Source organism: Flavobacterium ustbae (assembly GCF_003946915.1).
Classification (GTDB): domain Bacteria; phylum Bacteroidota; class Bacteroidia; order Flavobacteriales; family Flavobacteriaceae; genus Flavobacterium; species Flavobacterium ustbae.
In genome coordinates this window covers 39,749-63,180 of the sequence record NZ_RPOC01000010.1, presented here as the reverse complement: position 1 = coordinate 63,180, position 23,432 = coordinate 39,749, and the positions used below count along the sequence as shown (strand labels likewise).

Annotated in this window: 18 protein-coding genes and 4 tRNA genes; 20 read left to right on the top strand and 2 right to left on the bottom strand. The window is 34.8% G+C overall.

Annotated elements, in window-relative coordinates; all coding sequences use genetic code 11:
- Positions 1 to 202: 202 nt before the first annotated feature.
- From EG814_RS13705 to EG814_RS13615, 19 genes are all read left to right on the top strand, one after another.
- Positions 203 to 1,090, top strand: a complete 888-nt coding sequence (locus EG814_RS13705) for a ComEA family DNA-binding protein (protein WP_125722469.1) — start codon at positions 203 to 205, stop codon at positions 1,088 to 1,090.
- A gap of 13 nt (positions 1,091 to 1,103) precedes the next feature.
- Positions 1,104 to 2,243, top strand: a complete 1,140-nt coding sequence (locus tag EG814_RS13700) for an acyl-CoA dehydrogenase family protein (RefSeq protein WP_125722468.1) — start codon at positions 1,104 to 1,106, stop codon at positions 2,241 to 2,243.
- 247 nt (positions 2,244 to 2,490) lie between these two features.
- Positions 2,491 to 2,685 carry a 30S ribosomal protein S21 gene (gene rpsU, locus EG814_RS13695; protein ID WP_026730435.1) on the top strand — a complete coding sequence of 65 codons (195 nt, stop codon included), beginning with the start codon at positions 2,491 to 2,493 and terminating at the stop codon, positions 2,683 to 2,685.
- Positions 2,686 to 2,775: 90 nt separating this feature from the next.
- Positions 2,776 to 3,669, top strand: a complete 894-nt coding sequence (locus EG814_RS13690; protein WP_125722467.1) for a tyrosine-type recombinase/integrase — start codon at positions 2,776 to 2,778, stop codon at positions 3,667 to 3,669.
- Positions 3,670 to 3,701: 32 nt separating this feature from the next.
- Entirely contained in the window at positions 3,702 to 4,004 is a 303-nt protein-coding gene (gene hpf, locus EG814_RS13685; RefSeq protein ID WP_125722466.1) for a ribosome hibernation-promoting factor, HPF/YfiA family, read from the top strand.
- 90 nt (positions 4,005 to 4,094) lie between these two features.
- A tRNA-Thr gene (locus EG814_RS13680) sits at positions 4,095 to 4,168 on the top strand.
- A gap of 119 nt (positions 4,169 to 4,287) precedes the next feature.
- Positions 4,288 to 4,368, top strand: a tRNA-Tyr gene (locus EG814_RS13675).
- 86 nt (positions 4,369 to 4,454) lie between these two features.
- Positions 4,455 to 4,526 (top strand) — tRNA-Thr (locus tag EG814_RS13670).
- 55 nt (positions 4,527 to 4,581) lie between these two features.
- Positions 4,582 to 5,769, top strand: coding sequence for an elongation factor Tu (gene tuf, locus EG814_RS13665; RefSeq protein ID WP_026730432.1), 1,188 nt, complete (start codon positions 4,582 to 4,584; stop codon positions 5,767 to 5,769).
- Between the two features lie 56 nt (positions 5,770 to 5,825).
- A tRNA-Trp gene (locus EG814_RS13660) sits at positions 5,826 to 5,896 on the top strand.
- A gap of 18 nt (positions 5,897 to 5,914) precedes the next feature.
- Entirely contained in the window at positions 5,915 to 6,112 is a 198-nt protein-coding gene (gene secE, locus EG814_RS13655) for a preprotein translocase subunit SecE (protein ID WP_125722465.1), read from the top strand.
- 11 nt (positions 6,113 to 6,123) lie between these two features.
- Entirely contained in the window at positions 6,124 to 6,675 is a 552-nt protein-coding gene (nusG, locus tag EG814_RS13650) for a transcription termination/antitermination protein NusG (protein WP_008466925.1), read from the top strand.
- A 66-nt stretch (positions 6,676 to 6,741) separates the two neighbouring features.
- Positions 6,742 to 7,179, top strand: a complete 438-nt coding sequence (rplK, locus tag EG814_RS13645) for a 50S ribosomal protein L11 (RefSeq protein ID WP_008466923.1) — start codon at positions 6,742 to 6,744, stop codon at positions 7,177 to 7,179.
- 13 nt (positions 7,180 to 7,192) lie between these two features.
- Positions 7,193 to 7,882 carry a 50S ribosomal protein L1 gene (gene rplA / locus EG814_RS13640; RefSeq protein ID WP_025572415.1) on the top strand — a complete coding sequence of 230 codons (690 nt, stop codon included), beginning with the start codon at positions 7,193 to 7,195 and terminating at the stop codon, positions 7,880 to 7,882.
- Between the two features lie 22 nt (positions 7,883 to 7,904).
- Positions 7,905 to 8,408 carry a 50S ribosomal protein L10 gene (rplJ, locus tag EG814_RS13635; RefSeq protein WP_125722464.1) on the top strand — a complete coding sequence of 168 codons (504 nt, stop codon included), beginning with the start codon at positions 7,905 to 7,907 and terminating at the stop codon, positions 8,406 to 8,408.
- A 91-nt stretch (positions 8,409 to 8,499) separates the two neighbouring features.
- Positions 8,500 to 8,871, top strand: a complete 372-nt coding sequence (rplL, locus tag EG814_RS13630; RefSeq protein ID WP_008466917.1) for a 50S ribosomal protein L7/L12 — start codon at positions 8,500 to 8,502, stop codon at positions 8,869 to 8,871.
- Between the two features lie 263 nt (positions 8,872 to 9,134).
- Entirely contained in the window at positions 9,135 to 12,947 is a 3,813-nt protein-coding gene (gene rpoB, locus EG814_RS13625) for a DNA-directed RNA polymerase subunit beta (protein ID WP_125722463.1), read from the top strand.
- 281 nt (positions 12,948 to 13,228) lie between these two features.
- Positions 13,229 to 17,536, top strand: coding sequence for a DNA-directed RNA polymerase subunit beta' (rpoC, locus tag EG814_RS13620; protein WP_125722462.1), 4,308 nt, complete (start codon positions 13,229 to 13,231; stop codon positions 17,534 to 17,536).
- Positions 17,537 to 17,546: 10 nt separating this feature from the next.
- Positions 17,547 to 17,858: a DUF3467 domain-containing protein gene (locus tag EG814_RS13615; RefSeq protein ID WP_109192123.1), complete on the top strand. Its 312-nt coding sequence runs from the start codon at positions 17,547 to 17,549 to the stop codon at positions 17,856 to 17,858.
- A gap of 363 nt (positions 17,859 to 18,221) precedes the next feature.
- On the opposite strand, the gene EG814_RS13610 is transcribed toward EG814_RS13615, so the two are convergent.
- The gene (locus tag EG814_RS13610; RefSeq protein WP_125722461.1) at positions 18,222 to 19,814 is read right to left on the bottom strand and encodes a peptide chain release factor 3; all 1,593 of its coding nucleotides are present in this window, start codon (positions 19,812 to 19,814) and stop codon (positions 18,222 to 18,224) included.
- 221 nt (positions 19,815 to 20,035) lie between these two features.
- Complete coding sequence (locus EG814_RS13605) at positions 20,036 to 21,478, bottom strand: alpha-amylase (RefSeq protein WP_125722460.1); 1,443 nt, start codon at positions 21,476 to 21,478, stop codon at positions 20,036 to 20,038.
- A 491-nt stretch (positions 21,479 to 21,969) separates the two neighbouring features.
- On the opposite strand from EG814_RS13605, the gene EG814_RS13600 reads away from it, so the two are divergent.
- Positions 21,970 to 23,400: a peptidylprolyl isomerase gene (locus tag EG814_RS13600; RefSeq protein ID WP_125722459.1), complete on the top strand. Its 1,431-nt coding sequence runs from the start codon at positions 21,970 to 21,972 to the stop codon at positions 23,398 to 23,400.
- Positions 23,401 to 23,432: the final 32 nt, after the last annotated feature.

Here is a 23,432-nt window from a genome sequence, read left to right as displayed (position 1 = left end):
AAACAATTATCATCTTTTAAGTTATAAAATGTTTGTTTTTTTTACAATACTCGTAAGAAAGATTCTCTAAGTATTGATATTCATTAAATTAATTGGCCTTTTGTAACAGATTCGATAATTTTTTAAAAACTACTTTTCTTACTAATTTTCTTGATAAATTTGAAGGATTTTTCTCATATTGTTTTTTAAATGTATTTCTAGTATGAATTTTAAGTTTCTCAATAAGTATTTTCATTTTACCAAACAGCAGCGAATAGGCATTTTTATGCTTTTTGTTATAATGATCAGTTTGCAACTGTTTTATTTGTTTTCCGATTCTAATATCTCAGAAACAAAAAGTGCAGAAAAAGAAGAATGGCTTGCTCTTCAATCAGAAATCGATCAGGAGAAATTGATTAATACAAATGCAAAACCAGCGGTTTATCTTTTCAATCCTAATTTTATTTCAGATTACAAAGGTTATAAACTCGGAATGTCGGTAGAAGAAATCGATCGTTTACTAGTCTTTCGAAAAGAAAATAAATATGTCAATTCAGCAGAAGAGTTTCAAAAAGTCACTGGAATTTCCGATTCGTTATTAAATAAAATTTCTCCCTTATTTAAATTTCCAGATTGGAAACAGAATAAAAGCAATTCGACTACTGAGAAAAAAGAATTCAGTATAAAAAGTTTTCCAAAAAAAGAAAAGCTCGCAATCTTAGATATTAATCAGGCAACGAAAGAAGATTTAATGAAAATTTACGGAATAGGAGAAGGGTTGTCTACCAGAATACTCAAACAGAAAGAAATTTTTGGAGCTTTTGTGTCCATGGAACAAATGAAGGATGTCTGGGGACTTTCGCCAGAAGTTATAAATGAATTGAACAGTCATTTCAAAGTTGTAATCCCTTCAGATTTAAAGAAAATAAATGTGAATGAGGCGTCATTAAAAGAACTAGCTCAATTCTCATACTTCAAATATGGGCTTGCAAGACAAATCGTAATATATAGAAGTATGAACGGAAATTTTAATAATATTGAGGATTTAGCAAAAATTAAAGATTTTCCTGTTGAAAAAGCAAAAATAATTAGTTTATATTTGGAGTTCTAAAAGAAACTAACTCATGAACTTTGACTACAACGAAACACAACTAATGATTGCACAATCTATAAAAGATTTTGCAGAAAAAAATATTAGACCTTATATAATGGAATGGGATGAAGCGCAAATTTTTCCAATTCCGTTATTTAAGCAACTTGGCGAGATGGGCTTCATGGGCGTTTTAGTTCCAGAAGAATATGGAGGTTCTGGTTTGGGTTATCATGAATATGTTACGGTAATTGATGAAATTTCAAAAGTAGATCCGTCCATCGGACTATCTGTTGCGGCTCATAATTCGTTATGCACCAATCATATTTTGACTTTTGGTAACGAAGAGCAAAAGAAAAAATGGCTTCCAAAACTAGCTACCGCAGAACATATTGGTGCATGGGGTTTGACAGAACATAATACTGGCTCTGATGCTGGGGGAATGAATACTACAGCAGTCAAAGATGGAGATCATTGGATTGTAAATGGTGCTAAAAACTTTATTACACATGCAATTTCAGGAGATGTTGCAGTCGTTGTGGTAAGAACTGGTGAAAAAGGCGATTCTAAAGGAATGACAGCTTTTGTTTTTGAAAAAGGAATGAAAGGCTTTTCGTCAGGCAAAAAAGAAAATAAATTAGGAATGCGAGCAAGCGAAACTGCCGAATTGGTTTTTGATAATTGCCGTGTTCCCGATGAAAATAGGTTGGGAGAAGTGGGAGAAGGTTTTGTTCAGGCTATGAAAATTCTAGATGGCGGAAGAATCTCTATCGGCGCTCTGTCTTTAGGAATTGCAAAAGGCGCGTATGAAGCTGCATTGAAATACTCAAAAGAAAGACATCAGTTCGGACAGCCAATTAGTAATTTCCAAGGAATCTCTTTTAAGTTAGCAGAAATGGCAACAGAAATTGAAGCTTCAGAATTATTGCTTCATAAAGCCGCTTTCTTGAAACAAAAACATAAACCAGTTACGACATCAGGCGCTATGGCAAAAATGTATGCCTCAGAGGCATGTGTCAAAATTGCCAATGAAGCTGTTCAGATTCATGGAGGATATGGCTATACCAAAGACTATCCGGTAGAAAAATTTTATAGAGATTCCAAATTATGTACGATAGGAGAAGGAACAACCGAAATTCAGAAACTTGTTATTTCTAGAAATCTGCTAAAATAAAACTATCATTTTGGGCGTGACCCTAAAAACAAAAGCATTTAGCAAACGCGTAGAAGCTTTTGTTTTTAGGGTCGGGCTTTTCACTATAATCTTTTTGTTTTTAAAGAAAAAACAAAAAGATTTCCGTTGCAATCCCTCACGCATACTCGGTAAAATCGAGTTTAGTCAAAATAATTCAAAATTTATAAGCCATAATTCATAATTAATACATACATTTGCAGCCTTAACGAGAGGAGGTGTCTATATTATGTTAATTATACCAATTAAAGACGGAGAAAATATCGATAGAGCATTAAAGCGCTATAAAAGAAAATTTGATAAAACAGGAACTGTTCGTCAATTAAGAGCACGTACTGCTTTTATTAAGCCTTCTGTTATCAAAAGAGCTCAAATCCAAAAAGCGGCTTACATTCAAGGCTTGAAAGATAGTTTAGAGAGTTAGTATTAGCTTTTCGAAAATAATTACCGTTAGTGGTCAAAATGTTTTAATTTTGATGCTAACGGTTTTTTTTGTGCTTAATTTTTAGATTTTATGAAAACGAATAAAGAAGCTTTTTCGGATTATCTTTTATTAGAAAAGAAATATTCTTTGCATACGGTTGGAGCTTATCTGAATGATATAGCCTCATTTGAGTTGTTTTTGAAAGAGTCTTTTGATCAGGAAAATGCTGATTTGGTAAATTATAGTCAGGTAAGAAGTTGGATTGTTTCTTTGGTTGATCAGAACATTTCAAATGTGTCTATTAATAGAAAAATGGCTTCTTTAAAAGCTTTTTATAAATTTCTTTTAAAGACAAGGCAAATAGAGATTAATCCGATGCTGAAGCATAAGTCTTTAAAAACGCCAAAAGTTATTCAGATTCCTTTTTCAGAAAAAGAATTACAAGATTTGCTTACGGTAATAGATGTGCCTGTTGGTTTTGAAGAAATTCGGGATAAGCTTATTGTGGAGATGTTTTATGTTACAGGAATGCGTCGGGCGGAGCTGATTCATTTGATGATTAAAAATGTAGATCGCTCAAATAATACAATTAAAGTTTTAGGGAAAAGAAATAAAGAACGCATTATTCCAATCTTGCCAATTATTGCAGATCAAATTGACTTATATGTTAAAGAAAGGGATGATTTGGAAAGTGTAGCAGATTATGACTATTTTTTTGTTTCGAAAAAAGGGTTAAAATTGAGTGAATCTTTTGTTTATCGTTTAATAAATTCATACTTTAGTAGGGTCTCAGAAAAGGTAAAAAAAAGTCCGCATGTGCTTCGGCATACTTTTGCAACTCACCTATTAAACAATGGGGCAGATTTGAATTCAGTTAAAGAATTGCTAGGACATTCTAGTTTAGCGTCTACTCAGGTTTATACCCATAATAGTTTGGCGGAACTTAAAAAAGTATATAAGGGTGCGCATCCTAGAAGTAAATAGTGGTTCTAAATGTTAACCCTAAAATTTTTATTATGAAGGTAGATGTTCATGCAGTTAATTTTACTGTCGACAGAAAATTGGTCGATTTTATCCAAGAAAGAATGGGTAAGCTAGAAAAATACTACGATCGAGTGGTTTCATCAGATGTTTTTTTGAAAGTGGAAAGAACGAGTGATAAGGAGAATAAGATGGTGGAGATAAAGATTAATGTTCCTGGAGATGATTTTCTGGTAAAAAAACAGTGTAAAACATTTGAAGAAGCCGTTGAGCTTTCGGCAGAATCGCTAGAACGTTTACTTGTGAAAAGGAAAGAAAAAATTAGAGCGCACATTTAATTGAAATTTTTTTCAAAAAATGTTTTGATTAAAAGATAAAATAGCTACATTTGCAGTCCGTTAGAAATAGCGGACTTTTTTAATGTATTCGCCGATGTAGCTCAGCTGGCTAGAGCAGCTGATTTGTAATCAGCAGGTCGTGGGTTCGAGTCCCTCTATCGGCTCAGAAAATTTCAAATACGATTTGAAATTTGTTCTTTTAAAATATTGAAAAACAACAATTTGTGATCTTGATTGAGTTTTGGAGAAATCTGAATTCTTAATTCTAAATCATAAATTATTTGGGGAGATACTCAAGCGGCCAACGAGGGCAGACTGTAAATCTGCTGTGTGAACTTCGCAGGTTCGAATCCTGCTCTCCCCACAAAACAAGAAGTCGAGATTTGGCATTGTGGTTTTGGAAGAAAAATCTAAAATCTAAATTCTGAAAATCTAAAATCAGAACTCTCTGCCGGTGTAGCTCAGGGGTAGAGTGCTTCCTTGGTAAGGAAGAGGTCTCGGGTTCAAATCCCGACATTGGCTCAAGTAAGTAGGAAATTGAAAATTAATATATAACTAAGATTAAAAATTAAGTAAAATGGCAAAGGAGAATTTTAATCGTTCCAAACCGCACTTAAACATAGGTACAATTGGACACGTAGATCACGGAAAAACTACATTAACTGCTGCAATTACAAAAGTATTGTCAGATGCTGGTTACTGTCAAGCAAAATCGTTTGATCAAATCGATAACGCTCCAGAGGAGAAAGAAAGAGGTATTACTATTAATACATCACACGTAGAGTATGAAACAGCTAACCGTCACTACGCTCACGTTGACTGTCCAGGTCACGCGGATTACGTAAAGAACATGGTTACTGGTGCTGCTCAAATGGACGGTGCTATCTTAGTAGTTGCTGCTACAGATGGTCCAATGCCACAAACTCGTGAGCACATCCTTTTAGGACGTCAGGTTGGTATTCCAAGAATCGTTGTTTTCATGAACAAAGTGGATATGGTTGATGATGCTGAGTTATTAGAGCTTGTTGAAATGGAAATTAGAGATTTATTATCTTTCTACGAATATGATGGAGATAATGGTCCTGTTGTTCAAGGTTCTGCTTTAGGAGGATTAAACAATGATCCAAACTGGGTACCTAAAATTATCGAATTAATGGAAGCTGTTGATGCTTGGATCGAAGAGCCAGTACGTGACGTAGCTAAACCATTCTTGATGCCAGTTGAGGACGTATTTACAATTACAGGTCGTGGAACTGTTGCTACGGGTCGTATCGAAACTGGAGTTGCTAACACTGGAGATCCTGTTGAAATCATTGGTATGGGAGCTGAAAAATTAACTTCTACTATTACAGGAGTTGAGATGTTCCGTAAAATCCTTGATAGAGGTGAAGCTGGAGATAACGTAGGTTTATTGTTAAGAGGTATTGATAAAGCTGATATCAAAAGAGGTATGGTTATTATTAAGCCAGGTTCAGTAAAACCACACGCTAAATTCAAAGCTGAGGTTTATATCTTGAAAAAAGAAGAAGGTGGACGTCACACTCCATTCCACAATAACTACCGTCCACAGTTCTACGTACGTACAACTGACGTAACAGGAGTTATTTCTTTACCAGCAGGTGTAGAGATGGTAATGCCAGGTGATAACTTAACTATCGAGGTTGCTTTATTAAGCCCAATCGCTATGAACGTAGGTTTACGTTTCGCTATCCGTGAAGGTGGTAGAACAGTTGGTGCTGGTCAGGTAACTGAAATCGTAGAGTAATTCTATTAAAATAAATAAAAAGCCAGTGGTTATTTTTTTAATCACTGGCTTTAATTACGGGCGTAGTTCAAGGGTAGAATAGCGGTCTCCAAAACCGTTGATGGGGGTTCGAATCCCTCCGCCCGTGCAATAAAAAATATATCAAATGACAAAAGTTACTAATTATTTATCAGAGGCTTTCGAAGAGTTAAAGTCAAATGTTACTTGGCCATCTTGGGCTGAAGTTCAAAAATTGACAATTGTTGTGGCTGTATTTTCGATTCTATTTGCTTTGGCAACTTGGGGAGTAGACGAATTTTTTGCAAAAGCTTTGGCTGGATTTTTTAACTGGTTAAAAGGATAATTTTTTTTGTGATGGCAGATAATAATGTGAAAAAATGGTACGTAGTTAGAGCGGTTAGTGGTCAAGAGAATAAAGTGAAAGCTTATATTGAGACTGAGATTGCGAGATTAGGTATGGAGGATTATGTTTCTCAAGTTTTGGTTCCTACTGAAAAAGTGGTTACTGTAAAAGATGGGAAAAAATCATCTAAGGATAAAGTGTATTTTCCTGGATATGTTATGATCGAAGCTAATTTGGTTGGTGAGATCCCTCATATTATTAAGTCAATTACTAGTGTTATTGGATTTTTAGGAGAGACAAAAGGCGGAGAACCTGTTCCTTTGAGACTTTCTGAAGTAAACCGTATGTTAGGTAAGGTAGATGAGTTGGCTGTTAATACAGATACTCGTTCTATTCCTTTCAGTGTTGGAGAAACGGTTAAGGTTATTGATGGTCCTTTTAACGGATTTAACGGATCTGTTGAGAAAATCAATGAAGAGAAGCGTAAACTTGAGGTAATGGTTAAGATTTTCGGAAGAAAAACTCCATTAGAGTTAAGTTTTATGCAGGTAGAAAAAGTATAATTTTTGTTACACTATAATAAACCATTGTAATCGCTTCCATTGATTACAGTGTTAAATTTTTTAAAAATGGCTAAAGAAATTAGTAAGGTAGTTAAACTACAAGTTAAGGGAGGTGCTGCGAACCCGTCGCCACCGGTTGGACCTGCTTTAGGAGCTGCTGGGGTTAACATCATGGAGTTCTGTAAGCAATTTAATGCTAGAACTCAGGATAAACCTGGCAAAATTTGTCCAGTGCAAATCACTGTGTACAAAGACAAATCATTTGATTTTGTTGTTAAGACTCCTCCAGCAGCAGTTCAGTTAATGGAAGCTGCAAAGCTAAAATCTGGTTCTGGTGAGCCTAATCGTAAAAAAGTAGCTAGCGTTACTTGGGAACAAATTAGAACTATTGCTGAAGACAAAATGCCGGACTTAAATGCTTTCACAATTGAGAAAGCTATGAGTATGGTTGCTGGAACAGCTAGATCTATGGGTATAACTGTATCAGGAGATGCTCCTTTTTAATTAAGAAAAAGAAATGGCAAAATTAACAAAAAAGCAAAAAGAGGCTGCTTCAAAAATTGAAAAGAACAAATTATACTCTTTAAAAGATGCTGCTGCATTAATTAAAGTTGTTGCTTCTGCAAAATTTGATGAGTCTGTTGATATCGCAGTTCGTTTGGGTGTTGATCCAAGAAAAGCGAATCAAATGGTTAGAGGTGTAGTTACATTACCTCACGGAACAGGAAAAGACGTTAAAGTATTAGCATTGGTTACTCCAGACAAAGAAGCGGAAGCTAGAGAAGCTGGAGCAGATCACGTTGGTCTTGACGATTACTTACAAAAAATTAAAGACGGTTGGACAGATGTTGATGTGATCATTACTATGCCTGCTGTTATGGGTAAATTAGGTCCATTAGGTCGTATTTTAGGACCTAGAGGTTTAATGCCAAACCCTAAAACAGGTACAGTAACTATGGATGTTGCTAAAGCTGTTCAAGAAGTTAAAGCTGGTAAAATTGACTTTAAAGTTGATAAAACTGGTATCGTTCACGCGGGTATTGGTAAAGTTTCTTTCGGAGCTGAACAAATCGTTGACAACGCACACGAAATTATTCAAACATTAATAAAACTTAAACCAACTGCTGCTAAAGGTACATACATTAAAGGTATTCACCTTACAAGCACAATGAGTCCTGCTATTGCATTAGACCCAAAAGCAGTATAATTGGTAGTTAAAAATTTTTAGTATGACTAGAGAAGAAAAATCAATCGCGATTGAAAATTTAACTGCGCAGTTAGCTGGTACAAATATCATTTACATTTCTGATATTTCTGGTTTAAACGCAGAGACAACTTCAAGCTTACGTAGAGCTTGTTTCAAAGCAGGTATCAAATTAGAGGTTGTTAAAAACACTTTGCTTGCAAAAGCAATGGAAGCTTCTGATAATGATTATGGGGATTTACCAACAGTTTTATCTGGTAACAGTGCTATCTTCATTTCTGATGTTGCTAACGCACCTGGAAAAATCATTAAAGATTTCCGTAAGAAATCTGATAAACCAGTTTTAAAAGGAGCTTACATCAATTCTGAAGTATACATTGGGGATAACCAATTAGATGCATTAGCTACAATTAAATCTAAAGAAGAGCTTATTGGAGAAATCATTGGATTATTACAATCTCCTGCTCAAAGAATTATTTCTGCTTTACAAAACAAATTCGCTGGAAGCGAAGAAGAAGGAGCAGAGTAATCAACGTAAGGAAGTTTGCTTCCTTGCTGCTTAATTAGCGCACAATAATTAAATTATATTTTTACACAAATCATTTTAAACGATAGAAAAAATGGCAGATTTGAAACAATTCGCAGAACAATTAGTTAACTTAACAGTTAAAGAAGTTAACGAATTAGCAACAATATTAAAAGATGAGTACGGAATCGAGCCTGCTGCTGCTGCTGTAGTAGTTGCTGCTGGTGGAGGAGACGGTGCTGCTGAAGAAGCACAAACTGAATTTACAGTTGTATTGAAAGATGCAGGAGCTTCTAAATTAGCTGTTGTAAAATTAGTTAAAGAATTAACTGGTTTAGGTCTTAAAGAAGCTAAAGACGTAGTTGACGGTGCTCCAAGCAACGTTAAAGAAGGTGTTTCTAAAGAAGAGGCTGAAGGTCTTAAAAAATCATTAGAAGAGGCTGGAGCTACTGTTGAGCTTAAATAATTAAACTCAGTTTAAGAACTAGGTTTAGGTCTTGAGTTAACACTCAAAGGCCTAAACCATTTTTCGTATAATAAAATATATCAATTTTATTATCCCATAGTTTAAAATACGAAAAAGTTTTTGATCAATACGAAGAAAGAAAATTGAACTTTATTTAAGTTTTAATTTTTAAAGATGTATTGATTATAATAAGAAAGTATAGATTAAACAGTGTGTATTTACACAAAAAAATTACTTTTTTTTAATCAAAATTTTGTCCATTGATGATAACAAATCAGACTGAAAGATTGAATTTTGCCTCTACAAAAAATATCCCTGATTATCCAGACTTCTTGGATGTACAGGTTAAATCTTTTAAAGATTTCTTTCAATTAGAAACGAAATCTGACGAAAGAGGCAACGAAGGGTTATACAACACCTTCATGGAAAACTTTCCAATCACAGATACAAGAAACAACTTTGTATTGGAATTCCTAGATTATTTTGTTGATCCGCCACGTTATACAATTCAAGAATGTATAGAGAGAGGTCTTACTTATAGTGTGCCATTAAAAGCTAGGTTGAAACTATACTGTACAGATCCAGAACACGAAGATTTTGAAACGATTGTACAAGATGTTTATCTTGGAACAATTCCTTACATGACTCCAAGTGGTACTTTTGTAATCAATGGTGCTGAGCGTGTTGTAGTGTCTCAATTACACCGTTCTCCAGGAGTTTTCTTTGGACAGTCATTCCACGCAAATGGAACTAAACTTTATTCTGCAAGAGTAATTCCTTTTAAAGGTTCTTGGATAGAATTCTCTACAGATATTAACAGCGTAATGTACGCTTATATCGATAGAAAGAAAAAATTACCTGTAACAACTTTATTCCGTGCTATTGGATTCGAAAGAGATAAAGATATCTTAGAGATTTTCGACTTAGCGGAAGAAATTAAAGTTTCTAAAACAGGAATTAAAAAATATATTGGAAGAAGACTTGCTGCACGTGTTTTGAACACATGGCATGAGGATTTCGTAGATGAAGATACTGGAGAGGTAGTTTCTATCGAGCGTAACGAAATCATCCTTGATCGTGATACAATTATCGATAAAGATAATGTTGAAGAGATCATCGATTCTAACGTTAAATCTATTTTGTTACACAAAGAGGATAATAACCAAGCAGATTATGCTATTATCCACAACACGCTACAAAAAGATCCAACAAACTCTGAAAAAGAAGCTGTAGAGCACATTTACCGTCAGTTGCGTAACGCTGAACCGCCTGATGAGGAAACTGCTCGTGGTATTATAGATAAATTGTTCTTCTCTGACCAACGTTACAACTTAGGTGAAGTAGGTCGTTACAGAATGAACAAAAAATTAGATTTAGATATCCCTATGGATAAGCAAGTGCTTACTAAAGAGGATATCATTACAATCGTTAAATATTTGATCGAGTTGATCAACTCTAAAGCAGAGATTGATGATATCGACCACTTATCAAACCGTCGTGTTAGAACAGTTGGTGAACAATTGTCCCAACAATTCGGTGTTGGTTTAGCACGTATGGCTAGAACTATTCGTGAGAGAATGAACGTTAGAGATAACGAGGTGTTTACACCAATCGATTTGATCAATGCTAAAACATTATCTTCGGTTATTAACTCTTTCTTTGGTACTAACCAGTTATCTCAATTTATGGATCAAACGAATCCACTTGCTGAGATTACACACAAAAGAAGATTATCTGCACTTGGACCAGGTGGACTTTCGAGAGAAAGAGCTGGTTTCGAGGTTCGTGACGTTCACTACACGCACTACGGACGTTTATGTCCAATTGAAACTCCAGAGGGACCAAACATTGGTTTGATTTCATCTCTTGGTGTTTACGCGAAAGTAAACGGAATGGGATTCATCGAAACTCCTTACCGTAAAGTTACTAACGGTGTAGTTGATTTAGAAAGTACTCCAATCTATTTAAGTGCGGAAGAAGAAGAAGGAAAAATGATTGCTCAGGCAAACATTGAAATGGACGAAACTGGTAAAATTACAGCTAGCAATGTTATTGCTCGTGAGGAAGGTGACTTCCCAGTTGTTGAGCCAAATGTTGTTCATTATACAGACGTTGCACCAAACCAGATCGCTTCGATTTCTGCATCTTTGATTCCTTTCTTGGAGCATGATGATGCGAACCGTGCGTTGATGGGATCTAACATGATGCGTCAGGCGGTTCCTTTGATTCGTCCTGAAGCTCCGATTGTTGGTACAGGTTTAGAGCGTCAGGTTGCTTCGGACTCAAGAGTATTGATTAATGCTGAGGGTCATGGTACTGTAGAATACGTTGATGCTAATATCATTACTATCAAATACGACCGTACTGAAGATGAAAGAATGGTTAGTTTTGATGCTGATGAGAAAACATACAACTTAATTAAATTTAGAAAAACAAACCAAGGAACAAGTATTAACTTGAAACCAATCGTAAGAAGAGGTGACAGAGTTGTTCCTGGACAAGTATTGTCTGAAGGATATGCTACTCAAAATGGAGAATTAGCTTTAGGTAGAAACTTAAAAGTTGCGTTCATGCCATGGAAAGGGTATAACTTTGAGGATGCGATTGTAATTTCTGAAAAAGTAGTTCGTGATGATATTTTTACTTCTATCCACGTTGATGATTATTCATTAGAGGTTAGAGATACTAAGTTAGGAAATGAAGAGTTAACAAACGATATTCCTAACGTTTCTGAAGAAGCTACTAAAGATTTAGATGAAAACGGTATGATCAGAATTGGAGCAGAGGTTAAGCCTGGCGACATTCTAATCGGAAAAATTACACCAAAAGGAGAATCAGATCCAACTCCAGAGGAGAAATTGCTTCGTGCAATCTTCGGAGATAAAGCGGGTGACGTAAAAGATGCTTCATTAAAAGCGTCTCCATCTTTACATGGTGTAGTTCTTGACAAAAAATTATTTGCAAGAGCCGTAAAAGATAAACGTAAACGTACTCAAGATAAAGATGCTTTAGGAGCTCTTGAAATGGAATTCGAAACTAAATTTGTTGAATTAAAAGACAGATTAGTAGAGAAATTATTCTTGATCGTTAACGGAAAAACATCTCAAGGTGTAATGAACGATTTGGGTGAAGAAGTTTTACCAAAAGGTAAAAAATATACTCAAAAAATGCTTTACGCTGTAGAAGATTTTGCTCACTTAAGTAAAGGTCAATGGGTTGCTGATGATGCTACTAATAAAATGGTTAATGATTTGATTCATAACTATAAAATTAAGCTGAACGACTTACAAGGGGCTTTAAGAAGAGAGAAATTTACGATCACTGTTGGAGATGAGTTACCATCTGGTATCTTAAAATTAGCTAAGATTTATATTGCTAAGAAACGTAAGTTGAAAGTAGGGGATAAAATGGCAGGACGTCACGGTAACAAAGGTATTGTTGCTAGAATCGTTCGTCATGAAGATATGCCTTTCCTTGAAGACGGAACGCCAGTTGATATCGTGTTGAACCCACTTGGGGTACCTTCACGTATGAACATTGGTCAGATTTATGAGACTGTATTAGGTTGGGCTGGTATGAACTTGGGTAGAAAATTTGCTACTCCAATTTTTGACGGTGCTTCTTTAGACGAGATCAATGCTTTGACTGATGAGGCTGGAGTACCACGTTTCGGACATACTCACCTTTACGATGGTGGTACTGGAGAGCGTTTTGCACAAAAAGCGACTGTGGGTGTAATTTACATGCTTAAATTAGGACACATGGTTGATGATAAGATGCACGCACGTTCTATCGGACCATACTCATTGATTACGCAACAGCCACTTGGAGGTAAGGCTCAATTTGGAGGTCAGCGTTTTGGAGAGATGGAGGTTTGGGCACTTGAGGCTTATGGGGCTTCTAGTACACTACGTGAAATCTTAACTGTTAAGTCTGATGATGTTATTGGTAGAGCTAAAACTTACGAGGCTATCGTTAAGGGTGAAACTATGCCAGAACCAGGCTTACCAGAGTCATTCAATGTATTAATGCACGAATTGAAAGGTCTAGGATTAGATCTTCGTTTGGAAGAATAAATAAAAGTTTTCAGTCACAGTCTCAGTATTCAGTTTACCCTGAAAACTGGGACTGAAACTGTTACTAAATGTTAGAAGTTTTTAAAGATTTATACCCGTAAACCGTTCCGATTTTTTATAATAATGCAAAGCATTTTATAACTAGCACTTCAGATAAAATTTTGAGGTTTAGAGAAGTAACCCGAGGTAGTAGCTGAATGATTAACTCTTTAATTTTTTGAAGAGTAGATTATAAATCTAAAATCAATTTTTTAATTGCAAATAAATCAATAGTAAAAACTATGATGAATAACAGAAACAATAAAGATAAAAATCCAGTAAAAAGATTTAACAAAATCTCTATTGGATTGGCTTCACCAGAATCTATCCTAAAAGAATCAAGAGGAGAGGTTTTAAAGCCAGAAACAATTAACTATAGAACTCACAAACCAGAGCGTGACGGACTTTTCTGCGAAAGAATCTTCGGACCAGTAAAAGATTTCGAATGTGCTTGTGGTAAGTATAAAAGAATTCGTTACAAAGGTATCATCTGTGACCGTTGTGGTGTTGAAGTTACTGAGAAAAAAGTACGTCGTGATAGAGTAGGACACATCAACCTTGTTGTGCCAATCGCTCACATCTGGTATTTCCGTTCTCTTCCAAACAAAATTGGTTATATCCTTGGTCTTCCATCTAAGAAATTAGATATGATCATTTACTACGAAAGATACGTAGTAATCCAGGCTGGTATCGCTAAAAATGCAGATGGAGAATCATTACAAAGATTAGATTTCTTAACTGAAGAAGAATACTTAAACATTTTAGATACTCTTCCGCAGGAAAATCAATATTTAGATGATTTAGATCCAAATAAATTTGTTGCCAAAATCGGAGCAGAGTGTATTATGGATTTATTAGCTCGTATTGATCTTGATGCATTATCTTATGAATTAAGACACAGTGCTAACAACGAAACATCTAAGCAAAGAAAAACTGAGGCTTTAAAAAGATTACAAGTTGTTGAATCTTTCCGTGAGTCTAACGAAAACCGTGAAAATCGTCCAGAATGGATGATTATGAAAGTGGTTCCAGTTATTCCGCCAGAATTACGTCCGCTTGTGCCACTTGATGGAGGTCGTTTTGCAACTTCAGATTTGAACGATTTATATCGTCGTGTAATCATTCGTAACAACCGTTTGAAAAGATTAATGGAGATTAAAGCTCCAGAAGTTATCTTAAGAAACGAAAAACGTATGTTACAAGAATCTGTAGATTCATTATTCGATAATACACGTAAAGCTTCTGCTGTCAAAACAGAATCAAACAGACCATTAAAATCATTATCTGACTCATTAAAAGGTAAACAAGGACGTTTCCGTCAAAACCTTTTAGGAAAACGTGTGGATTATTCTGCCCGTTCGGTAATCGTCGTTGGTCCGGAGTTAAAATTATATGAGTGCGGATTGCCAAAAGATATGGCTTCTGAATTATACAAACCTTTCGTAATCCGTAAGTTGATTGAAAGGGGTATTGTTAAAACAGTAAAATCTGCTAAGAAAATCATTGACAAAAAAGAGCCTGTAGTTTGGGATATCCTTGAAAACGTAATTAAAGGACACCCAGTATTACTTAACCGTGCTCCTACTTTGCACAGACTTGGTATTCAGGCATTCCAGCCAAAATTAATTGAAGGAAAAGCAATCCAGTTACACCCATTAGTATGTACGGCATTCAACGCCGATTTCGATGGTGACCAGATGGCGGTTCACTTACCATTAGGACCAGAGGCTATTTTAGAGGCACAATTATTAATGTTGGCTTCTCATAATATCTTGAACCCTGCAAATGGTGCTCCAATTACTGTACCTTCTCAGGACATGGTCTTGGGTCTATACTATATGACCAAAGAGCGTATTTCTACAGAAGATCACAAAATTATTGGTCAGGATTTGACTTTTTACTCTGCTGAAGAAGTAAATATTGCATTAAACGAAGGAAGATTAGAATTGAATGCTCGTGTGAAAATCCGTGCAAAAGATTTTAATGAAGCTGGAGAATTAGTGTACAAAATTATCCAAACAACTGCTGGACGTGTATTATTTAACGAAGTGGTACCGGAAGCAGCCGGATATATCAACGACGTATTGACTAAGAAAAACCTTAGAGATATTATCGGACACATTTTAAGTGTGACTGATGTACCTACAACAGCAGCTTTCTTGGATAATATGAAAGATATGGGATATAAATTCGCATTTAGAGGAGGTTTATCATTCTCTTTAGGTGATATTAGAATTCCAGAACAAAAAACGAAATTGATTGCAGATGCCAGAGAGCAAGTTGAAGGTATCTCAACCAACTATAACATGGGTCTTATTACCAATAACGAGCGTTACAACCAAGTTATTGACGTGTGGACTTCTGCGAATGCTCAGTTAACAGAATTAGCAATGAAAAATATTAGAGAAGACCAGCAAGGTTTCAACTCTGTATATATGATGCTTGACTCTGGAGCGAGGGGTTCTAAGGAGCAGATTCGTCAGTTAACAGGTATGCGTGGTTTGATGGCTAAGCCTAAAAAATCTACTGCCGGTGGTGGTGAGATTATTGAAAACCCGATTCTTTCTAACTTTAAGGAAGGTCTTTCGATCCTTGAGTATTTCATTTCTACTCACGGTGCTCGTAAAGGTCTTGCGGATACGGCTCTTAAAACAGCCGATGCTGGTTACTTGACAAGAAGACTTCATGACGTTTCTCAGGATGTTATTGTTAACATCGAGGATTGTGGAACTTTAAGAGGTGTTGAAGTTGCAGCATTGAAGAAAAATGAGGAAATCGTTGAATCTTTAGGAGAGAGAATTTTAGGACGTGTTGCATTACAAGACGTTATTAATCCTCTTACTAACGAAGTAATGGTTAAATCTGGAGAGCAAATCACAGAATCAATTATGAGAACGATCGAAGCTTCTCCAATTGAGAAAGTAGAAGTTAGATCTCCATTAACTTGTGAAGCTTTAAAAGGAATTTGTGCTAAATGTTACGGTAGAAACTTAGCTACTGGTAAGATGACACAAAGAGGTGAAGCTGTCGGAGTTATTGCAGCTCAGTCTATTGGTGAGCCAGGTACACAGTTAACACTTCGTACGTTCCACGTTGGAGGGGTTGCTGGAGGTATTTCTGAAGAGTCTAGTATTATTACAAGATTCAACGGTAGACTTGAAATTGAAGATTTAAAAACAGTTAAAGGAGAAGATGGAGAAGGAAACTCTGTTGACATCGTAGTTTCACGTTCAACTGAGTTGAAATTGGTTGACGAGAAAACTGGAATTGTTTTAAATACACATAACATTCCTTACGGATCTAGTATTTTTGTTAATGACGGAGATACTGTTGCTAAAGGAACTGTAATCTGTAAATGGGATCCATATAACGGTGTAATTGTTTCTGAGTTTACCGGTAAGATTGCTTACGAAGATTTAGAGCAAGGACAATCGTTCATGGTGGAGATTGATGAGCAGACTGGTTTCCAGGAAAAAGTAATTTCTGAGGCTAGAAACAAAAAATTAATCCCAACTTTATTGGTTTACGGTAAAGAAGGTGAATTGATTCGTTCATACAACTTACCAGTAGGTGCACACCTTATGGTTGAGAATGGTGAGAAAATTAAAGCAGGTAAAGTATTAGTAAAAATTCCACGTCGTTCTTCTAAAGCGGGCGATATCACGGGAGGTTTACCAAGAATTACTGAGCTTCTTGAGGCTCGTAACCCTTCTAACCCAGCAGTTGTATCTGAAATTGATGGTGTTGTATCTTTCGGTAAAATCAAAAGAGGTAACCGTGAGATCGTTATCGAATCTAAATTTGGTGAGGTTAAAAAGTATCTAGTGAAACTTTCAAGCCAAATCTTAGTTCAAGAAAATGACTTCGTAAGAGCGGGAGTTCCATTATCTGATGGTGCGATTACACCAGATGATATCTTAAGAATTCAAGGGCCAGCTGCTGTTCAACAGTACTTGGTAAATGAAATTCAAGAGGTTTACCGTTTACAAGGGGTAAAAATTAATGATAAGCACTTTGAGGTAGTTATTCGTCAAATGATGCGTAAAGTAAGAGTTCAGGATCCAGGTGATACTTTATTCTTAGAAGACCAATTAATCCATACTAAAGATTTCATCGTTCAAAACGATAAATTATACGGTATGAAAGTGGTTGAAGATGCTGGAGATTCTTCAGTATTGAAACCAGGTCAGATCATTACGCCTCGTGAATTACGTGATGAAAATTCATTACTAAAACGTACAGATAAAAATCTTGTTGTAGCAAGAGACGTAATTACTGCAACTGCAACGCCAGTTCTACAAGGTATTACAAGAGCTTCGCTACAAACTAAATCATTCATTTCTGCGGCTTCATTCCAGGAGACAACGAAAGTACTTAACGAAGCTGCTGTAGCTGGTAAAGTAGATGATCTAGAAGGATTGAAAGAAAATGTAATTGTTGGACACAGAATTCCTGCGGGAACTGGTATGAGAGAATACGATAACACTATCGTAGGATCTAAAGATGATTACAACGAAATGATGGCTAATAAAGAAGAATACATTTATTAATTAGGAAACTATGAGTAATCCGAAACAACAACAAGAGCAAATTAACATTGAGTTAGACGAAACTATTGCAGAAGGAATTTATTCTAATCTGGCAATTATCAATCACTCATCATCAGAATTTGTTTTAGATTTTGTGAGTATTATGCCAGGTATTCCTAAAGCCAAGGTAAAGTCAAGAATTGTTTTGACACCACAACATGCTAAAAGATTATTGAGAGCAATTGGAGAAAATATCCACAGATTTGAAGCCGCTCATGGCGAAATCAAAGAAACGGAACAGGCGCCAATTCCGCTTAATTTCGGTCCAACAGGACAAGCATAAATTTTAAAGCCCCTTTTTAAAGGGGCTTTTTTTTGTAATGCACGTCAATAAAATGTAGTTAATCTGATTTAATTTACTTTAGTCGACAAAATTTCTTTTCAACAGAGTATTATTTTAATTTGGTGTTGCCTAAAAAAGATTGAATTTTGAAATATAATGACTTAGTAAAGGTTGATTTAATTCAAGTTATAAAAAAGCGCTAATTTTTAGCGTTTTTTTTATTCAGTATATATTGCGTAAAAAATTTCGTTTCCGATTAAAATTATATTTTGATGAAATAGTATTTCGCGATAAAGAAATTAGAAATAAAAAAGGCTGTTTAAAAATCATTAAACAGCCTTTATATCTTTGTAAAAGAAAAGATTAATCAAACTCAGACGTAAAATATAATTTTACAGTTGGATATTTACTTTGTGTCATCTGGATTGTAAAATCAGAATCGGCTAAAAATACCAATTGGCCATATTTGTCGTGAGCCAAGAATTTTTGTTTGATACGTTTAAATTCTTTGAATTCTTCATTTTTAGCATCATCTGGCTTTACCCAACATGCTTTATGTACTGGGAAATTTTCATAAGTACATTTTGCACCATATTCATGCTCTAAACGGTATTGAATAACTTCATATTGAAGCGCTCCAACAGTTCCGATTACTTTACGGTTGTTCATTTCTAAGGTAAATAACTGAGCAACACCTTCGTCCATTAACTGATCGACACCTTTATCAAGCTGTTTTGCTTTTAAAGGATCGGCATTATTGATATATCTAAAGTGCTCTGGAGAGAAACTTGGAATTCCTTTGAAACTCATAATTTCACCTTCAGTTAAAGTATCACCAATTTTAAAGTTCCCAGTATCGTGCAAACCAACAATATCACCAGGATAAGAAACGTCAACAATTTCTTTTTTCTCAGCGAAAAAGGCATTAGGGCTAGAGAATTTTAAATTTTTCTTCTGACGGACGTGATAGTAAGGTTTATTTCTTTCGAAAGTTCCCGAAACAATTTTGATGAAAGCTAAACGATCTCTATGTTTAGGATCCATATTAGCGTGAATTTTAAATACAAAACCACTCATTTTTTCTTCTGTTGGATCAACCAAACGAGTTTCAGAATCTTTTGCTCTTGGCGAAGGAGCGATTGTAATGAAACAATCTAACAATTCGCGAACTCCAAAATTATTCAATGCAGAACCAAAAAACACAGGCTGAATTTTTCCGTCTAAATAATCTTGACGATCAAATTTTGGATATACTTCGTCTATTAATTCTAATTCTTCACGAAGTTTAGCCGCTGCTTTTTCGCCCACAATTTTATCCAGTTCCGGATTATTCTGAACATCAGAAAAAGCGATTGTTTCTTCTATATTTTTACGGCTGTCTCCGCTAAAAAGGTTGATGTTTTCTTCCCAAAGATTGTAAATTCCCTGAAAATCGTATCCCATTCCGATTGGGAAACTTAATGGCGTAACTTTTAGACCTAATTTTTGTTCTACCTCATCCATTAGATCAAAAGCATCTTTACCTTCACGGTCTAATTTGTTGATGAAAACAATCATCGGAATATTACGCATTCTACAAACAGAAACCAGTTTTTCAGTTTGTTCCTCAACCCCTTTTGCAACGTCAATTACAACAATTACGCTATCAACTGCAGTTAAAGTTCTAAATGTATCTTCAGCAAAATCCTTGTGTCCAGGAGTATCAAGGATATTGATTTTTTTGTCTTTATAATTAAAAGCAAGAACAGAGGTAGAAACCGAAATACCTCTTTGGCGTTCGATTTCCATGAAATCAGATGTTGCTCCTTTTTTAATCTTATTACTTTTTACCGCACCAGCTTCCTGAATTGCACCTCCAAATAACAATAACTTCTCAGTCAATGTTGTTTTACCGGCATCGGGATGCGATATAATTCCAAATGTTCTTCTGCGTTGTATTTCTTTTAAAAAGCTCATATTTTGTATAAATAGGTTGCAAAAGTACTATTAATTACGGCTTAATAAAAATATTCAGTTCGCAAATTAAAGTGTTAAAAGGTATAGTTGTCAATTTCAAATATTTTTTTTAGCCACGAATTCACGAATTTGCAATATTTAATTTGTGATAATTTGTGAAATTTGTGGTAAAAAGAAAAGGCTGTTCCATTTAGAACAGCCTTTAGAATAGTCATTTTAAATTACTGATTAATTGACCAAATTGAATATCCTTTTGGAGGACATTGTATCTTTACCCATTTGTCTGCTTGAGTAGTTGGGTACCAAGTTGAGTTTCCTGTAAAATCTTTAATTTGAGTATTGGCCCAATTGGTTTGAATCCATCTTTCTTGCCAAACATCTGAATTATTAATGTAAACCACCAATCCAGGATTTCCGTTGTAACCGTTTCTTCGTGCCACATATTCATCATTATCAGAATATAAAATAGAAGTTGTTCCAGTTGCTTTATTATTATGAATCCAGATCAGGTTATTCAATTTATTTTTGTCTAACCATTCTTCATAATCTCTGTAGAAAATGGTTGGATATCCTTCATGAGTTAATATATAAGAGTAAGCTAACATTTTGCTCCAAATTTCATCTGTATCATGATTGGTTACAAAAGTTACCGCTTTGTACGGATTACGTTTCCACATCATGTCATCATTCAAAAGTGCCAGATTGTTTCCATCAAAGGCATCATTCATTTTATAATAACAAGCAAAATCAAAAACAGAACTGTTTGCATTGTTTGCCCAGTCATTTAATACATTTACATTGGAGTCCCATAATTCTCCCACAGAAAATCCGCCAACATTGGCATTCCATGCATTTACAACCCACGCACCAAAACCTTTTACATAATCAAATCTCCAACCATCAAATTTCATAGTATTTTTATAATATTTTCCAACACCATCGGCTCTAAGCCAAAGCCAGTTTTGAACATTTGGGGCAGCGTGGCATAAATCTGGAAATCCTCCAAAAGATCCTTCGTCATTATTTCCGTAACTATTTTTGTAAAAATCATTATAGGTACGAGGAAATTTACCAGAAGCAACTCCTGTGAAATTAGTCCAAGTATTGGTTCCTGTGAATGGATTGGCTTCAGATTGCCCTCCACTGTTATGGTTAATTACAATGTCTGCATATACCTTTATATTTTCATTATGAGCCGCAGTTATTAAACTCACTAATTCGGTTTTTGATCCAAATCTCGTTTCTGTAGTTCCGTTCTGATTGTAGTCTCCAAAATCAAAGTAATCTGTTGGATCATATCCCATTGAGAAAGCTCCATTTTGTGCTTTTGAAGCTGGAGGCAGCCAAATTGAACCAATTCCTGCATTTCCCCATGCAGTTACTTTTCCTTTAACAGTATTCCACCAATTTCCACCAGCAGGCACATCCCAATAGAACGCTTGCATCATAACGCCACCACCAGGATTATCTACATATTTTCCCGTTACAGAAGCACTGGAAACTCCTGTACTAAAAGGTTTTCCATCGTGATGCGTAACATCAATAACTTTAAATTGTTGGCTTTCCGCTATTGCATCAGATTCGCTGATTTCATTTGTCGAACACGAATACAGCAGTCCAGTAAATGCTGTAATAAGACATAACTTTAAAATAGGTTTTTTCATAATAGATGTGGTTAAGTTAAATAGTTGTATTTTGTAATTACTAAATTTTAAACTCCAAAAATCATATATTTATATTTTTTAGAGCTATAAATTATTAATTATGCATCTAAAGTAATTGTTTTTTGATTTAATTTTAATTTGTAAGAAAATAAGTTATTACGAAAACGTTGTAGTGTTAAGAACTTTTTATTATGAAGCTTATAATTAAGTTTTTATTTGGGCAGAAATTTAAATTTTGAAAACTATTATTAAATTGTATTTCACTGAATTGAGAAATTAAAAAGAGACTATTCTATACTCCGATATAAAACTATCCTATAATTTTTTGTTAATAGTATACTGGATAGTTGGATTATGTAATTGAATTGTTATTTTTGTTCGTTATAAGTTACGAAAGAACTATACTTTAATTATTTATGTTACAAGTTCAGCATCAATAATTTTAGAAGATTATCTAAAAACAGGCTTACATTCAAATAAAAATTAAAATAATGCTATTAAAAAAATTACAGCTAAAAACAATTGATTTCAAGTTTGCACTACCAATTTGTTTTTTTCTTTTTTTTACTCCAATTATCACAGCGCAAGAAATTATTTCTGATGTTGTTGCTCAAAAACCAGTAGAAGTTCCTTCTGGCGGAAAATTGAAAATTGACGGAATTATTGCGACAGTAGGAGATTATATCGTTTTAGATTCGGATATCGATAAAGGATTTTTAGAAATTACGGCGCAAGGCGGATCTGTGAAAGATATTACAAGATGCCAGATGCTTGGTAAACTTCTAGAAGATAAATTATATGCGCACCAAGCCATTCAGGATAGTATTATTGTGAGTGATGCCGAAGTTAGAGGTATGATGGAAGATCGTCTAAACTACATGACGCAGCAAGTTGGTGATATTAATAAAGTAGTAGAATACTATAAAAAAAGTTCTGTAGAAGAATTTAAAACTTATTTTTCGGATATCTTAAAGGAGCAGAAATTAGCTTCTGAAATGAGAGATAAGATCATTAAAGATGTTGAGATTACTCCAGAAGAAGTTCGTAATTTCTTTAAAAAAATACCAAAAGATGAATTGCCAACTTTTGGAGCTGAAATGGAAGTAGCGCAAATTGTTGTGGAACCTAAAATTTCTGCAGAAGACAAACAAAAAGTTAAAGATAGGCTGAATGCAATTAGAAAAGACGTTCTTGAAGGTTCTAGTTTTGCAACAAAAGCAGTTTTATATTCTCAAGATCCAGGTTCTTCACCAAATGGAGGTTATTATAAAATGACAAGAAAAACTCCTTTTGTAAAAGAGTTTAAAGATGTGGCTTTTAGTTTGCAAGCTGGAGAAATTTCTGAGCCATTTGAAACTACTTTTGGTTTCCATATTATTATGGTAGAAAAAATTAAAGGGCAAGAGGTTGAGCTCCGTCATATTTTGATTGCTCCAACAGTTTCTGAAGCGGCTTTAAAAGAAGCTAAAGAGAGAATTGCTAATATTAGAGCTAAAATTATCAATAAAGAAATCACTTTTGCCGAAGCAGCGAGAACAGAGTCTGATGAAAAAGAAACAAGAGCAAACGGAGGAACATTGGTAAACCCAACAACTCAAGATACTCGATTTGAGTTAACAAAAATGGATCCGACTTTATATAGTCAAGTTTCAAATTTAAAAGGAGACGAAATTTCTCAGCCACTTTTAAATACAGATGATAAAGGTAAAAAAACATATAAGCTAATTACCGTTACCAACAGAATTGACGAACATACTGCAGACTATGCTAAAGATTATACTAAGATTAAAGAATTAGCACTAAAAGAAAAGCAGATTAATGCAATTGCAAAATGGTTTGATACTAAGATTAAAGACACTTATATCAAAATTATTGGAGAATATAAAGACTGTACTTTTGCAAACAATTGGTTGAAAAAATAAGTTTTAATAAATAAATAAAAAGAGTTAGTTTT